General features: G+C 71.9%; 13 protein-coding genes. 7 read left to right on the top strand and 6 right to left on the bottom strand.

Annotated features, from left to right (window positions below):
• Window positions 1–5: 5 nt before the first annotated feature.
• The 3 genes from ACLJOK_RS13420 to ACLJOK_RS13430 form a co-directional block, all read right to left on the bottom strand.
• The gene (locus ACLJOK_RS13420; RefSeq protein WP_410819351.1) at window positions 6–1,292 is read right to left on the bottom strand and encodes an MGH1-like glycoside hydrolase domain-containing protein; all 1,287 of its coding nucleotides are present in this window, start codon (window positions 1,290–1,292) and stop codon (window positions 6–8) included.
• Window positions 1,293–1,408: 116 nt separating this feature from the next.
• Window positions 1,409–2,230, bottom strand: a complete 822-nt coding sequence (locus ACLJOK_RS13425; RefSeq protein WP_410818731.1) for a TIM barrel protein — start codon at window positions 2,228–2,230, stop codon at window positions 1,409–1,411.
• A complete protein-coding gene (locus ACLJOK_RS13430) occupies window positions 2,227–3,267 on the bottom strand; it encodes a zinc-dependent alcohol dehydrogenase (RefSeq protein ID WP_410818733.1) in 1,041 nt (346 codons plus the stop codon). The genes ACLJOK_RS13425 and ACLJOK_RS13430 overlap by 4 nt, the downstream gene beginning before the upstream one ends.
• 115 nt (window positions 3,268–3,382) lie before the next feature.
• Between ACLJOK_RS13430 and ACLJOK_RS13435 the strand changes: the two genes are divergently transcribed.
• From ACLJOK_RS13435 to ACLJOK_RS13450, 4 genes are read left to right on the top strand one after another with little or no spacing between them, the layout of a single operon-like run.
• Window positions 3,383–4,777, top strand: a complete 1,395-nt coding sequence (locus ACLJOK_RS13435; RefSeq protein WP_410818735.1) for an ABC transporter substrate-binding protein — start codon at window positions 3,383–3,385, stop codon at window positions 4,775–4,777.
• On the top strand, window positions 4,774–5,730 hold the full coding sequence (locus ACLJOK_RS13440) for a carbohydrate ABC transporter permease (protein ID WP_210785044.1): 957 nt from the start codon (window positions 4,774–4,776) through the stop codon (window positions 5,728–5,730). The genes ACLJOK_RS13435 and ACLJOK_RS13440 overlap by 4 nt, the downstream gene beginning before the upstream one ends.
• On the top strand, window positions 5,730–6,596 hold the full coding sequence (locus ACLJOK_RS13445) for a carbohydrate ABC transporter permease (RefSeq protein ID WP_410818737.1): 867 nt from the start codon (window positions 5,730–5,732) through the stop codon (window positions 6,594–6,596). The genes ACLJOK_RS13440 and ACLJOK_RS13445 overlap by 1 nt, the downstream gene beginning before the upstream one ends.
• 54 nt (window positions 6,597–6,650) lie before the next feature.
• Entirely contained in the window at window positions 6,651–7,256 is a 606-nt protein-coding gene (locus tag ACLJOK_RS13450) for a class I SAM-dependent methyltransferase (RefSeq protein WP_410818739.1), read from the top strand.
• Between the two features lie 135 nt (window positions 7,257–7,391).
• Here the strand turns inward: ACLJOK_RS13450 and eccB are convergent, their stop codons facing one another.
• On the bottom strand, window positions 7,392–8,777 hold the full coding sequence (gene eccB / locus ACLJOK_RS13455; protein ID WP_410818741.1) for a type VII secretion protein EccB: 1,386 nt from the start codon (window positions 8,775–8,777) through the stop codon (window positions 7,392–7,394).
• Window positions 8,778–8,801: 24 nt separating this feature from the next.
• Complete coding sequence (gene tnpB / locus ACLJOK_RS13460; RefSeq protein WP_410818742.1) at window positions 8,802–10,175, bottom strand: IS607 family element RNA-guided endonuclease TnpB; 1,374 nt, start codon at window positions 10,173–10,175, stop codon at window positions 8,802–8,804.
• A gap of 308 nt (window positions 10,176–10,483) precedes the next feature.
• Between tnpB and ACLJOK_RS13465 the strand changes: the two genes are divergently transcribed.
• Entirely contained in the window at window positions 10,484–11,203 is a 720-nt protein-coding gene (locus ACLJOK_RS13465) for a spermidine synthase (RefSeq protein ID WP_410818744.1), read from the top strand.
• A gap of 97 nt (window positions 11,204–11,300) precedes the next feature.
• The gene (locus ACLJOK_RS13470) at window positions 11,301–11,477 is read left to right on the top strand and encodes a hypothetical protein (RefSeq protein ID WP_238677404.1); all 177 of its coding nucleotides are present in this window, start codon (window positions 11,301–11,303) and stop codon (window positions 11,475–11,477) included.
• Window positions 11,478–11,492: 15 nt separating this feature from the next.
• Here the strand turns inward: ACLJOK_RS13470 and ACLJOK_RS13475 are convergent, their stop codons facing one another.
• Window positions 11,493–13,295 (bottom strand): acyl-CoA dehydrogenase, encoded by a 1,803-nt coding sequence (locus tag ACLJOK_RS13475; RefSeq protein WP_410818746.1) that lies wholly within the window; start codon window positions 13,293–13,295, stop codon window positions 11,493–11,495.
• Between the two features lie 153 nt (window positions 13,296–13,448).
• Here ACLJOK_RS13475 and ACLJOK_RS13480 point away from each other — a divergent pair, with 153 nt between their 5' ends.
• Complete coding sequence (locus ACLJOK_RS13480; RefSeq protein WP_410818747.1) at window positions 13,449–13,871, top strand: MmcQ/YjbR family DNA-binding protein; 423 nt, start codon at window positions 13,449–13,451, stop codon at window positions 13,869–13,871.
• Window positions 13,872–13,885 lie beyond the last annotated feature (14 nt).

Below are 13,885 nucleotides of genomic sequence, written 5' to 3' on the forward strand. Positions count from 1 at the left end.
CGTGCTCAGTCGGCCAGCAGGTCGAGCAGCAGCGCGGCGGTCCAGCTGAACGCCGGTGAGCCCAGCCCGACGCCGGTGTCCGGGTGGAAGTACTCGTGGCAGCCGGCCCCGGCGACCAGACCGATCATCGAGTGGCGCAGCCCGGCGGCCAGCTCCGGGTGCCCGTGCGCGAGCAGCCCACGCCGGACCAGCCAACCGATGTTGAGCCAGCTCGGCCCACGCCAGTAACGCAGCGGCTCGAAGTCGGGCGCGGTGCGGTCGTAGGTGGGTAGCGGCCGGTCCATCCGCCGGGCCACTCCGAAGCGCGCCGACCCGGCCTCGACGACCAGCGCGTCGACCTGCCGGGTCGGCAGTTCGGGCAGGATCAGCGGAGTCAGCCCGAGCACGGTACGGGCGCTCACCAGGCGGTCGGTGCGCAGGTCACGAGGCTGGAACGTGCCTGTCTCCGGGTCGTACAGCCGGCGGAGGAGGGCTTCGGTGACGCGGGCCGCGCGGGCCCGGTGCGGCCCGGGGTCGCCGCCGACGAGCGCGGCGATCTCGGCGAGGGCGTGTTCGGCGGCCCCGAACGCCGCGTTGAACAGCGGGCACTCCACCAGGAACGGGTGGCCGGCGGCCAGGTCGCGGTCGGCGTAGCCGTGGTCGCGGTAGGCGGCGACGATCGCCAGGTAGCGCGCGTAGTCCAGGTTCGTGGGGCGGTGCGCGGCGTCGGCGTGCGTGGTGTCGTGCCGACGGTACGCGCGCATGACGGTAGCCTCGGCCGGCACCGCGGCCATCGGCTCGTCCCACGCCGGGCTGTTGTCCAACCCGGACTCCCACGGGTGCACGATGCAGACCAGCCCGTCACCTGCCACGTCCCGCCGGTCGGCAAGGTAGCGCTGTTGGGCGACCAGCGCGGGGTAGAGCCGGCGCAGCGCGGCCAGGCCGGTGGGGTCGGGCGCCCGCCGGTACGCCAGCAACGCAGCGAGCGCGTGCACCGGCGGCTGGACCAGGCCGGAGGTGGCCACCGCCGGTGCTCCCGGCACGTCGGCCGAACGCCACATCTCCGGCCCCGGGAAGTACGCGCCGACCCGCAGCGCCCTGTTGAACACGATGTGCGGCACCCGCCCGTCGGCCCACTGCGCCCGGAACAGGCTCGCCAGCTCCCGCCAGGCGCGGTCGGGACGGACCTGGGCCAACCCGACCGCGATGAACGCGGAGTCCCAGCTCCACTGGTGCGGGTAGAGCGTGCGCGAGGGCACCGTGTGGTCGTGCTCCCAGTTGGCGTCGAGGGTGTCGATCGCGAGCCGACGCAGCCCGGCCGCGTCGGCCGGGCCACCCGTGCCGGCGGCGTCGGCGCGCGTCGCTCCGACGTCGGCGGTCGCGCCGACTCCGGTGGTCGCGTCGACGCCTGTCTGCCCAGCACCGGCGGTCACGCGGCGGCCCGCCGGGGCAGCGCGTGCCGCAGCACCGTGGCGGCCTGTTGCAGGGCCCGGACCGGGTCGCCGCGGAGCCGGCACTCCAGGGCCAGCCATCCCCGGTAGTCCAGCTCCAGCAGGGTACGCAGCAGCGCCGGCCAGTCCAGGTGCCCGGCGCCGGGCTGGTACCGGTTGGAGTCGCTGACCTGAACGTGCCCGAGGTACGGCGCGGCAGCGCGCAGCGCGCGGTGCACGTCGTCCTCCTCGATGTTCATGTGGAAGGTGTCGGCGACCACCCGGACCGACGGCAGCCCGAGCGCGGCGCAGAGCGCCACCGCCTCGTCGAGACGGTTGACCATGTGGTCCTCGTACCGGTTGAGGGGTTCCAGGAAGAGGATGACCCCCTCGGCCTGGGCGTGATCGCCCAGCTCGCCGAGGGCGTCGAGGAGCACCTGCCGGTCGCCGGCCGGCGGGCGGGGCGGCTCGAACGGCGGCAGTCGCCGGGAGAACATCCCCCAGGCGGCCGGGGTCATCACCCCGACGCCGCCCAGCTCGGCGATCACCGTGAGCTGGGAGCGCAGGTTGCGGACGGCGTCGGCGGACCGGGCGGGGTCGAAGTCGCCGATGAAGTGGTCCATCTCGACGCAGACGGTGGGCATCACCACCCCGGCGGCGCGGGCCCGGCGCAGCTCGGGCAGCCGGCGGGCGAACGCCATGTCGCCGCGGCCACGTAGCTCGATGCCCTGGTAGCCGAGGGCGGCCGCGAGGGCGTACTTCTGGATCAGGTTGGCGCCCGGCAGGAGTTGTTCCTGACAGGCCAGCGCGATGGTGGTCATGAGAACCTCAGCACGACTTGGAGGACGTCACCGGCGCCGCGGTCGAGCAGCGCGAGGGCGTCGGCGACCGCGCTGGCGTCGACGATGTGGCTGACCAGCGGCAGCGGGTCGACGCTGCGGTCGGCCACCAGGTCCATGAAGGTCTGCGCGACCCGGTCTCCGGTCCACCGGCCGGCCATGCTCGGCGCGGGGGTGGGCCCGGAGACCTGGGCGGCCACCAACTGGATGCGGTTGTGGTGGAACTCCTCGCCGAGGCCGAGCGCGTCGGCCTGGCCCTGGTAGAAGCCGGCGGCCACGACCCGGCCGGCGTGGGCGGTGGAGCGTATTGCCTCGTGCAGCGCCGGGTACGCGCCGGACAACTCCAGGCAGACGTCGGCCCCTCGGCCGTCGGTGGCTTGGCGCAGCATTGCGGCGGCGGAGGCGACCGTGGCGTCCACCGTGGATAGCGCCCCGTATCGGGCGGCGTGCTCCAGCCGGCCGGGCACCGCGTCGACGGCCACCACCCGGGCCCCGGAGAGCACCGCGAGCCGGGTGGCGAGTAGCCCGATGACGCCCTGGCCGAAGACGCCGACCCAGTCGCCGAGGTGCAGGTCACCGGCGAGCACGGCGGTCAGCGCGATGGCGCCGGGGCGGGCGAAGACCGCGGCGAGCGGATCCAGCCCGGTGGGGAGCGCACGGACCGCGTCGGCGGCGAGCACCGCCTCGGCCCGGTGCCCCCAGATGCCCCAGACGAGCTGCCCCGGATGCCGGTCGGTGACCTCCGGCGCGACCTCGATGACCTCCCCGACCTCTTCGTAGCCGAAGCCGATCAACGGGTAGGGCACCGGCGTCTGTCGGGGGACGAACATCCGGGCGGCATCGTCCCAGTCCTTGCTCAGCCGGGGATTGCTGCCCCGGTAGAGGGTCAGCTCGGTGCCGGCGGAAATGCCCGAGTAACAGGTGCGGACTCGGACCTGGCCGGGGCCGAGCGGATCCGGCGGGCAGGGCTCGAGGCTGATGCGTCGAGGCCCGGCGAGAGAGACCACCCAGTTGCCCATGTGTCACATCCCGGTAGCACTGGGCTCCAGGATAGCAAAAAATCGCGATATGTCTTGCTATTGATCAATCGAAGGTGTTGGATCCTTCTTGTACCCTTCGAGAGGAGTGCCATCGATGTCTGCACCTCCGAGGCGGATACTCGCCACCACCCTGATCCTGGCACTGACCACGTCCACCCTGCTGGCCTGCGGCAACGATGAACCCGACAGCAACAGCAAAAAGATCACCGTCTGGAGCCTGGAGGACGTCGCCGACCGGGTCACCGCCACCAAGGCGATCATCGCCGACTTCACCGCCAAGACCGGGATCCAGGTCGATCTCGTGACCGTCAACGAGGACCAGTTCCCCTCACTGATCGCCGCAAACGCCGCCGCCGGTGACCTGCCCGACGTTGTCGGGTCGGTCTCCCTCGCCGGCATCCGCACGCTCGCCGGCAACGAGCTGCTACACGCCTCGGCGAACGCGGAGGTCGTCGACAAGCTGGGCAAGCAGACGTTCTCCCCCCGAGCGCTGGAGCTCACCGCCGACGACGGCAAACAGCTCTCCGTGCCCAGCGACGGGTGGGGGCAGCTGCTCGTCTACCGCAAGGACCTGTTCGCCGCGGCCGGCCTGCCCGCCCCCGACACGTACGAGCGGATCACCGCCGCCGCGGCCCGACTGAACACCGGCGGCGTCGCCGGCATCACCGCGGCGACCGCCCCCAGCGACGTGTTCACCCAGCAGACCTTCGAACACCTGGCGCTGGCCAACGGCTGCCAGCTCACCGACGACTCGGGGAAGGTGACACTTGATTCGCCCCAGTGCGTCGAGGCGTTCCGCTTCTACGGTGACCTGATCCGCACCAGCTCGGTGAAGGGCGCGCAGGACGTGGACACCACCCGGGCCACCTACTTCGCGGGCAAGGCGGCAATGGTGATCTGGTCACCGTTCATCCTCGACGAGCTGGCCGGGCTGCGCAACGACGCCAAACCGACCTGCCCCCAGTGCCAGGCGGACCCGGCGTTCCTCGCGAAGAACAGCGGGTTCGTGACCGCGATCAAGGGCCCGAACGGCACCGAGCCGGCCCAGTACGGCGAGATCAGCTCGTGGGCGGTGCTCGACGGCGCGGCGGCCGACCCTGCCAAGTCCTTCGTGGAGTACATGCTCAGTGACGGTTACCCGCGCTGGTTCGGCATGTCCCCGGAGGGCCGCTTCCCGGTGCGCAAGGGCACCACGGCCGAGCCCGAGGCGTACCTGACGGCCTGGAACACCAGCCAGGCGGGCGTGGACGCGAAGAAGCCCCTCACCGACGTGTACGGCGAAGAGGTGCTGGCCACGCTGCGCCGCAGCCCGGACACCTTCGGGCGATGGGGCCTCACCCAGGGGCAGGGCAAACTCGTCGGCGCCATGCTCGGCGAGTTGCCGGTGCCCAAGGCGCTGGGCGACCTCGTCTCCGGCAAGTCCGACGCGGCCGCCACCGCCGGCCGCGCCACGAAGGACGTGGACGCCATCAAGGCGGGCGTCAATTGACCACCACCGCGCCCGGCCCCGGCCGCTCCCCCACCCGGGAGCGGTCGGCGCCACCCCGGCGCCGACCGCTGACCCTGCGCCGCCGCGAATCCCGGGCCGGGCTCGCCCTGGTAGCACCGACCCTGCTCGTCACCATCGCGGTCATCGGCATCCCAATCGTGTGGACAGTGGTGCTCGCCTTCCAGCGGGTCCGGCTGGCCACGCTGCGCAAGACCGGTCTGTTCGGCGAGTTCACAATGGACAACATCGACCGGGTGCTGCACACCCCCGGCTTCGCCGAGACGCTGTGGGTCACGCTGATCTACAGCATCGGTGGCACCGTCGGGTCGATCCTGCTCGGCCTGGTGGCCGCCCTGGTCGTCCGCCGGCCGTTCCGGGGTCGCACCCTGGTCCGGGCGTCCATGCTGCTGCCCTACGTGGCGCCGGTGGTCGCTGTGACGTTCGTCTGGCAGGTGATGCTCGACCCACAGCTCGGCATCGTCAACGCCTGGGGTCAACGCCTGCTGGGCTGGGACGCTCCGGTGCCGTTCCTGACCCAGGAGTCGACAGCGCTGGCCACCGTGATCGTCTTCGAGGCGTGGCGGTACTTCCCGTTCGCATTCCTGTTCCTGCTGGCCCGGCTTCAGGCGGTGCCCGGCGAGTTGGAGGAGGCCGCCCGGGTCGACGGCGCCACCCCCACCCAGCGGTTCCGGCACATCCTGCTGCCGCAACTGCTGCCGGTGATCGCCCTGCTGGGCGTGCTGCGCTTCATCATGACGTTCAACAAGTTCGACGACGTCTACCTGCTCACCGGCGGTGCAGCCGGCACCGAGGTGGTCAGCGTGCGGGTGTACGAGTTCCTCACCGCCCGCACCGACATCGGGGCCGCCGCCGCGCAGGCGGTCGTGCTGGCCGTGGTGCTCATCGTGTTCGTGCTGATCTATCTGCGCTTCTTCGGACGGAGGGTGGGCTGATGGACCGGGACGTGGTCGAAACGGTGAGCCTGCGTTGGCTGCGCCGCCTGGTGATCGCCGCGTTCCTGGTGATCACGGTGTTCCCCTTCTACTACATGCTGGTGCTCTCGGTGCGCCCCATCGAGCGGCTGCTGCTCGACCCCGGCGCGCTGGTGGTCGGCTTCGGTGAGCTGACAGTGGCCACGTACGCCGAGGTGCTCAAGGCCACCGACGACGGCGGCCAGGGCTTCCTCACCTTCATCCGCAACAGTGGGCTGGTCGCCGTCGCGGCGACGGTGCTCACCCTCCTGGTCGCAATCCCCGGCGCGTACGCGGTGGCCCGGCTGCGGTTCTTCGGCCGGCGGCAGGTGGACTTCCTGTTCCTGGCGGTCTACCTGTTTCCGTCGATCGTCATCGCGATCCCGCTGTTCGTGGTCTTCACCCGGGCCGGGCTGCGCGGCTCGCTGTTCGGTCTGGTGCTGGTCTACATCTCGCAGACGTTGCCGGTGTCGGTCTACATGCTGAAGAACTACTTCGAGACCATCCCGGTCAGTCTGGAGGAGTCCGCCGCCATCGACGGCGCCGGTCGGCTCGGCATCATCCGACGTGTGAGCCTGCCCCTGGCGATGCCGTCGATCATGGCGGTCGCGCTCTACGACTTCATGATCGCCTGGAACGAGTTTCTCTTCGCCCTGCTGTTCCTAGTCGACAAACCCAACCGGTGGACGGTGTCACTGGGGTTGTCCCTGCTCGCCGACGGCGTGGAGGTCCCCAAGACGGTGCTGATGGCCGGGTCGGTAGTGCTCACCCTGCCCATCGTGATCCTCTTTTTCGCCAGCGAACGGCTGCTCACCGAAGGGCTGACCAGCGGCGCGGAGAAGGGATGATCGTCTCGTCCGGGTCACCCGCCCGGCCCCCACCGGCCCGGATACGGTGGCCTCATGGCCAACCCGACCCGCTGGGCGACCGACACCGGTCCCGAGCACTCACAGTGGTATATCGACCGGTTCCGCAAGCTCGTGGCCGAGGGCGCGGACCTGGCCGGCGAGGCCCGCCTGGTGGACGCTCTCGTCGCGCCCGGCTCCCGCATTCTCGACGCCGGTAGCGGCACCGGCCGCGTCGGTGCCGCGCTGGCCGAGCGGGGGCACACGGTGGTCGGCGTGGACGCCGACCCCGCGCTGGTGGACGCGGCCCGCGCCGACTATCCCGGCCCGACGTGGCTGGTCGCCGACCTCGCCGAGCTGGATCTACCGGCGCTGGGTGAGGCCGAGCCGTTCGACGCGGCGGTGCTGGCCGGGAACGTGCTCGCCTTCGTCGCCGTCGGCACCGAACCGGCGGTGCTGCGCCGGGTGGCCGCGCACCTGCGCCCCGACGGCGTGCTGACAGTGGGCTTCGGCACCGAGCGCGGCTACCCGCTGACCGCGTTCGACGCCGACGCGGTGGCCGCCGGGCTGCGCGTGGAGCAGCGCTTCGCCACCTGGGACCTGCGCCCGTGGCGCGACGACGCCCCGTTCGCGGTCACCGTCCTGCGCCGCCCGGCCAACTGACCACTGTCTGCCGCACGGTGCCTCCCGGTGATCAAGAGGTTTGCGTCAGGCTCGCGCCGAGTTTTGACGCGAACCTCTTGATCACCGCCGCCCCGGCGCGGGCCGGGCCGCCCCGGGCCGCGGGCCGGGTCGTCCTCAGTCCGGGGCGGCGATGGCGCGGGCGGCGGCCGGGTCGAGGGTGGCGCCGGCAGGCACCAGGCTGACCAGCCCGGCCGGTAGCCGCACCGGCCGCACGTCGCGGTAGCCGAGCATCGGGAGCACCTCCCGGTCGGCCAGCACGTACCGTCGGCCCAGGTCGGTAACCACTGAGACCGCGCCGCCGGTCGCGCCGGGCGCCGCGGCGGCCTCGACCACCGCGCCGCGGCCCGGTTCCACCACCACGTGGTCGGCCAGCACCGCGCCGCCGGTCGGCGCGGTGCGGGGCACGGCCGTCAGGTCCCGCAGCGGTACGCCCCAGCGCACCTCACCAACCCCGCCGTCGTCGCCGATGCGGGTGCAGAGCGCCCCGCCGTCGCCGGCCGCGAGCCGGGGCGGGGTCGGTGGCGGGGCGTTCGGGCCGGTCGGGGCGAGATCAGGCACCGTGGGCAGCGCCGCGAACCGACCCAACGTCATCGGCACCGGCTCCACCTGCCCGGTGCGGGCCAGCAACAACCCCGCCTGCAGCTCGGTGATGCCGGCCAGGCCGGCGTCGAGCGCCACCGCGTACTGCCGGCCGCCACCGGAGTTGCTCACCAGGTAGACCGTGCCGATCGCGGCGCCCGGCACCCGGGTGGCGGGCCGACCCAGCGCGGGCAGATCGAGCGGGGCGAGGTCGGTGCCGGCGGGCAGCGAATTTAGCAGTGCCGGCGCCACCGGAACCGCCTGGGCCCGGGTGGTGGCGAGCGCCGCCAGCACCCGGCTGGGATCACGGACGAGGTAGCGCCGCTGGTGCCAGACCAGGTGCAGCCCACCGTCGGGATGGCGCAGCAGCAGCGCGTCGTCGCCCAGCGCCCGACCGCCGTCGGGCTCGGTGCCGATCAGCAACGCCGAGCGGGGCGCCTCGACGCCCGCGCCGGCCGGAACCGTCGAGCAGACCGTCCACGCCGAGGCGGCCAGCCGGCCCGGGGCGGGCAGCGAGTCGGGTGCGTCGGCGATGCCCAGCGGCAGCCCGCGCGGGACCCCGTCGATCGTGCGTCGGGACACCAGAACGGTCTTCGAACGGTCCGCACCGACGATGAGCAGCGCCGAGGCGTAGTTGAGCACCGGGTGCAGCTTCTGCTCGCGATAGACGAACCGGGCGCCGGACTCCTTCTCCACGATCACCGCGCCCGGATCGCGCCACCCCTTGCCGCCGCCGGCGAACAGGCCGTAGAGGGCGAAACCACCGAGCCCGATCGCCGCGACCAGGACGCTGGCCAGGCCGGCGCCGGCCAGCCTCCGAAACGGCGACTGCGCGGGGTCGGTCTCCCGCATGACCAGGGCGGCGACCGCCCGCTGGACGCTGAACTGGTAGGAGTGCAGCTGGTCCTGCCGCGACGGCATGAGTCCGTTACCTTTCGGTGCGCTCTAGTGAGCGCGTGATTGGTTGCCCCGCCTTGCGGTGGGGGCGGTCCCGGTCTTGCCGGCGGATGCCGTGCCGGGTTCACGTTTCACAGCCACCTGCCCTTGTGTGTGGGTCTTCTGGTCGGCTCCGCGTGCTGCCACCGAGCCACTCCCGGCGGTGGTGCTGAGCTCAGCCGCGAGGGCGGCCAGGTTGAGTGCGGCGTTGCGGTCACGGTCGATGACCAGGCCGCACGCCTCACAGTCGTACTCACGCTCGTGCAGGGCGAGCTTGGCTTTCACCGCGCCGCAACCCGAGCAGGTTTTCGAGGACGGATACCAGCGGTCGGCCACGAGCAACCGGCCGCCGTTCCATCCGGTCTTGTATGCCAGCTGACGGCGGATCTCGGCGAACCCGGCGTCAGCGATGTGCCGGGCCAGCCGCCGGTTGCGCAGCATGCCCGCGACGTTCAGGTCTTCGACAACGATGGTGCCGTGTTCGCGTGTCAGCCTCGTGGTGAGCTTGTGTAGCCCGTCGCGGCGCAGGTTCGCGACTCGCGCATGGGCGCGACCAAGTCGGTCCGAGGCGCGTTGCCAGCGGTTCGAGGGGCGGCAGGCGGCGCGCCGGTGGGGGCCGGACTTCCGCGACGACGCCCGACCGAGCGCCCGCAGTCGGGCCTGCGCGGCGACGAGGTGGCGCGGGTTGTCGACCCGCTCGCCGGTGGACAACACCGCAAGATGTTTGATTCCGACATCCACCCCCACCACGGAGGCGGGCCGGGCCGGTTGCCGTTCGGTCCGCTGCACCTCGACGGTGAACGAGACGTGCCACCGTCCGCCGTCGCGGCGCACGGTGGCGGACATGATCCGCGCGGTGCCGCCCTCGATACGGCGGGCGAGCTTGCGGGCGGATTCGTGCAGCTTCAACCGACCCAGCCTCGGCAGCACCACGTGCCGGCGGTCGGGCTCGACGCGGATGGCGCCGGTGGTGAACCGCACCGCCGGTGTGCCACGGCGGCGGGACTTGAAGCGGGGGAAACCGACCGGCCTGCCGGCCCGCCCGCCCTGACGGGAGTCAGCCCAGTTCTTCAAGCCGCGGGCGAGAGCGTCCAGGCCGGTGTTGAACGCCTCTTTCGACACCTCACCCCACCACGGCGCCGCTTTGGCCTTAGCTTCGTTCCACGCCTTGCGCAGCCCGGCGAGCGACCACGGCAGTGACGGCGTCAGCAACTCATCCGGCACCCCATAGGAGCGCTCCGCAGCGCGCTGGTCCATGACCGCCTTGACCCGGGCGAGCGCCCAGTTGTGCGCCACTCGCGCGGCCCCCACATGCGCCCTCACGGCGCGTTCCTGGCCTGGGGTGAGGTCGAGGGCGAACCGGTAAGCCTGGATCGTCTTCACGTCGGATCCTCGATGACCACCTCGGCCGCGCGGCGAGCCGGTACGCGGGAACAGGCAACGTCCCGGACTCGTACCGCCGTCGCGTACGAGACGCCGGTAGCCGCCGCCCACTCCCTCAAGTTCACACCGCCCCTCTAGACGACCACTGAACACTCCTGACCGTCAGAACGCCAGCAGTTACTTCCCCTCCGGTGGATCGGCCGGGCACAGGATATGCGCTGCGTCGATCTCCCGTGGACCCTGCGTGGCCGCCCGTCGCGGGGCAACCGGTACCATCCGTGGACGAATCCGGCGGCGAGAGGGCACCCGTGGGCGCGCGTTTCGAAGAGCTGGCCTGGCGGGAGACCCCGATCGGCGCGATCAGCCTGCGCCGACGCCGGGACCCGGCACTCCAGGTCGAGGTGTACGAGGTCAAGCTCGACGACGAGTACCTGATGTCCAGCCTCTTCCCGGTCGCGGAGATCGAGCTGGCCCGGCTGGGTCTCGCCGAGGTGGCCGGTGACTCGCTCGACGTGGTGGTGGGCGGTCTCGGGCTGGGCTACACCGCCTGCGCGGCGCTGGGCGACCCCCGGGTGCGCTCGCTGTTCGTGGTGGAGGCGATCGAGGACGTGATCGACTGGCACCAACGAGGGCTGCTGCCGTTCGCGGCGGGGCTCGCCGAGGACCCCCGGACCCGCTTCGTGCAGGCCGACTTCTTCGCGGCGGTGGCCGGTGACACCGGCTTCGACAGCGAGGTGCCCGGTCGGCGGTTCGACGCGGTGCTGCTCGACGTCGACCATTCCCCGCGCAACGTCCTGCACCCGAGCCACGCGGCGTTCTACCCGCCGGTCGGGTTGCGCCGCCTGGCCGCCCTGCTGCGCCCCGAGGGCGTCTTCGCGCTCTGGTCGGACGACCCGCCGGACGCCGAGTTCACCGCGGCGCTCACCGAGGTGTTCGTGGACGTGCGGGCGCACGTGGTGCCGTTCGCCAACCCGCTGACCGGTGGGGAGTCGGCCAACACCGTCTACGTGGCGCGTACCAGCCCCTGATCGACTCGGGTATGCCGCTCGCGCATGGTGTCGGCCGGACGGGGAACGAGAAGCCGGGGCCGGCCGCACCAGGCGCGGCCGGTTACGGGAGGTCGACATGCGCGCACTGCTCTGGGTCGTCGGCGTGGTCGCCGGTGTGCTGATCCTGCTCGGGTTGATCCTCGAGGCGGTCCGCTGGCTGATCATCATCGGTGTGATCGCGCTGGTGATCGTGATCGTCTGGGGCGTCGTCAAGGGGCGGCAGGCCGTGAGCCACCAGTCCCGCCGACGCTGATCGGCGACGGGCCGGTCAGAACCAGTCCGGGCGCATGTCGAGAGTGGTCCGGTCCCGGCTCTCCAGCAGGTCGAACTGCGGCCCGGTCCGGGGCAGCTCGACCGCGAAGAAGTAGCGGGCGGCCTGCCGCTTGCCGGCGTGGAACGCGTCGCCGGCCCCCTCCGGCGGCAGCGCCAGCACCTGTTCCAACCACATCCACGCGATCACCACGTGCCCGACGGCCTCCAGGTAGGCGCTGGCGTTGGCCAGCGCGAGCACCGGGTCACCATCGGCCCACAGTCGACGGGTGACAGCGATGATCCGGTCCACCGCGGCGGCCAACCGGTCCGCCAGCTCGGCCGCCTCTCCCCCGACCTTCCGGGACCGCTCGACAGTGTCGCCGATCGTCGTGGTCAGCAGGGCGAGACCAGCGCCGCCCTGCATGGTCATCTTGCGCCCCAGCAGATCCAGTGCCTGGATGCCGTGGGTGCCCTCGTGGATCGGGTTGAGCCTGTTGTCCCGGTAGTGCTGCTCCACGTCGTGGTCGCGGGTGTAGCCGGCCCCTCCGAGCACCTGGATCGCCAGGTCGTTGGCGGTGAGGCACCACTGCGACGGCCAACTCTTGGTGATCGGCGTGAGCACGTCCAGCAGCAGGTGCGCGCGCTCGCGGTCGGCCTCGGCCGGGGCGGTCTTCTGCTCGTCGAGCAGCCGCGCGCAGTAGAGCACCAGCGCCAGCGCCCCCTCGACGTAGCTCTTCTGGGCCAGCAGCATCCGTCGTACGTCAGGGTGGTCGATGATCGGCACCTGCGCGGCGGCCGGGTCCTTCGCGCCGACCGGCCGGCCCTGCGGCCTCTCCTTCGCGTACGCCAGGCTCTTCAGATAGCCGGTGTAACCCAGCGCGGTGGCGCCCGCCCCGACCCCGATCCGGGCCTCGTTCATCATGTGGAACATCTGCGCCAGACCCTGATGCGGCGCGCCGACCAGGTGACCGACAGCTCCGGCGCGGCCGGCCGGGGTGTGCGCGCCGTCGCCGAAGCTGAGCAGGGTGTTTGTGGTGCCCCGGAACCCCATCTTGTGGTTGAGCCCGGCCAACACCACGTCGTTGCGCTCGCCGAGCGACCCGTCCGGGCCGACCAGCACCTTGGGCACGATGAACAGCGAGATGCCCTTGACCCCGGGCGGCGCGCCCGGGATGCGGGCCAGCACCAGGTGGACGATGTTCTCGGACAGCTCATGGTCACCACCGGAGATCCACATCTTGGTGCCGAACAGCCGGTACGTGCCGTCCGCCTGCGGCTCGGCGCGGGTGGTGATGTCGGCCAGTGAGCTGCCGGCGTGCGGCTCGGACAGGCACATGGTCCCGAAGAACCGGCCGTCCAGCATGGGCCGGACGTAGGTGTCCACCTGCTCGGAACTGCCGTGGGCCAGCAGCAGGTTGGCGTTGCCCAGGGTGAGGAACGGGTACGCCGAGGTGGCCACGTTGGCGGCCTGGAACCAGGTGAAGCAGGCCGCCGCGACGGCGTGCGGCAGTTGCAGGCCACCGACAGTGGCGTCCAGCCCGGCGGTGAGCAGGCCCGTCTCGGCGAAGCTGTCCAACGCCGCACGGACCTGCGGGATCAACTGCACCCGCTGCCCGTCGAAGGTGGGCTCGGCCAGGTCGGCGGCGCGGTTGTGCGGGGCGAACTGCTCGGTGGCCACCCGCTCGGCGAGATCCAGGGCGTCGTCGAAGGTCTCCCGGGAGTGCTCGGCGTAGCGGGGGCGCTCGACGAGCTCGGACACCCGCAGCCATTCGTGCAGCAGGAAGTCGAGGTCACGGCGGGAGAGCAGGGTGGACGGCACGGCACTCCTCAGCGGGCACGGGGGCGGGTCGGGCCGGGGCGACGGCCCACTGTCGCCCCGCCCATCCTGGCGGATCGACAGGGCGCGCACCACCGGCCCGAGCGGGGTTCGACGAGCGGAACTTGTCACACCGACCGTTTAGCGTCGTTGCCCGTGACCGCACCCGGAGATGTCCCGCCCGAGGTCCTCGACCGGCTGCGGCCGATCTGTCTCGGGCTGCCGGAGACCTACGAGGAGCCCGCCTGGGTGGGCACCCGCTGGCGGATCCGCAAGCGGACCATCGCCCACGTGCTCACCGTCGACCCCGATCGCCAGCCGGTGCACGCACGGGCCGCCGCACTCGACCAGCCCGCCTGCCTGCTGACCTTCCGGTCGCCCCTCGACGAGATCGCCGGTCTCCTCGCCGCGGGGCACCCCTTCTACAAACCGGACTGGAGTCCGACAGTGATGGGCATGGTCCTGAACGGGAACACCGACTGGGAGGAGGTGGGTGAGTTGCTCACCGAGAGCTACTGCGTCATGGCCCCAAAGCGGCTCGCCGCCCGGGTCGGTCCCCCGGCACCGCCGACCGGCTGAGCGCCGAGGGCACC

Source organism: Micromonospora sp. 050-3 (assembly GCF_046549335.1).
In the GTDB taxonomy this organism is placed as follows: domain Bacteria; phylum Actinomycetota; class Actinomycetes; order Mycobacteriales; family Micromonosporaceae; genus Micromonospora; species Micromonospora trifolii.

What these genes read in the sequence shown, in the direction of transcription:
- ACLJOK_RS13425 (WP_410818731.1), bottom strand. Translation starts at nt 2,230, where the DNA reads ATGACCACCATCGCGCTGGCCTGTCAGGAACAACTCCTGCCGGGCGCC.
- ACLJOK_RS13430 (WP_410818733.1), bottom strand. Translation starts at nt 3,267, where the DNA reads ATGGGCAACTGGGTGGTCTCTCTCGCCGGGCCTCGACGCATCAGCCTC.
- ACLJOK_RS13435 (WP_410818735.1), top strand. Translation starts at nt 3,383, where the DNA reads ATGTCTGCACCTCCGAGGCGGATACTCGCCACCACCCTGATCCTGGCA.
- ACLJOK_RS13445 (WP_410818737.1), top strand. Translation starts at nt 5,730, where the DNA reads ATGGACCGGGACGTGGTCGAAACGGTGAGCCTGCGTTGGCTGCGCCGC.
- ACLJOK_RS13450 (WP_410818739.1), top strand. Translation starts at nt 6,651, where the DNA reads ATGGCCAACCCGACCCGCTGGGCGACCGACACCGGTCCCGAGCACTCA.
- eccB (WP_410818741.1), bottom strand. Translation starts at nt 8,777, where the DNA reads ATGCCGTCGCGGCAGGACCAGCTGCACTCCTACCAGTTCAGCGTCCAG.
- ACLJOK_RS13470 (WP_238677404.1), top strand. Translation starts at nt 11,301, where the DNA reads ATGCGCGCACTGCTCTGGGTCGTCGGCGTGGTCGCCGGTGTGCTGATC.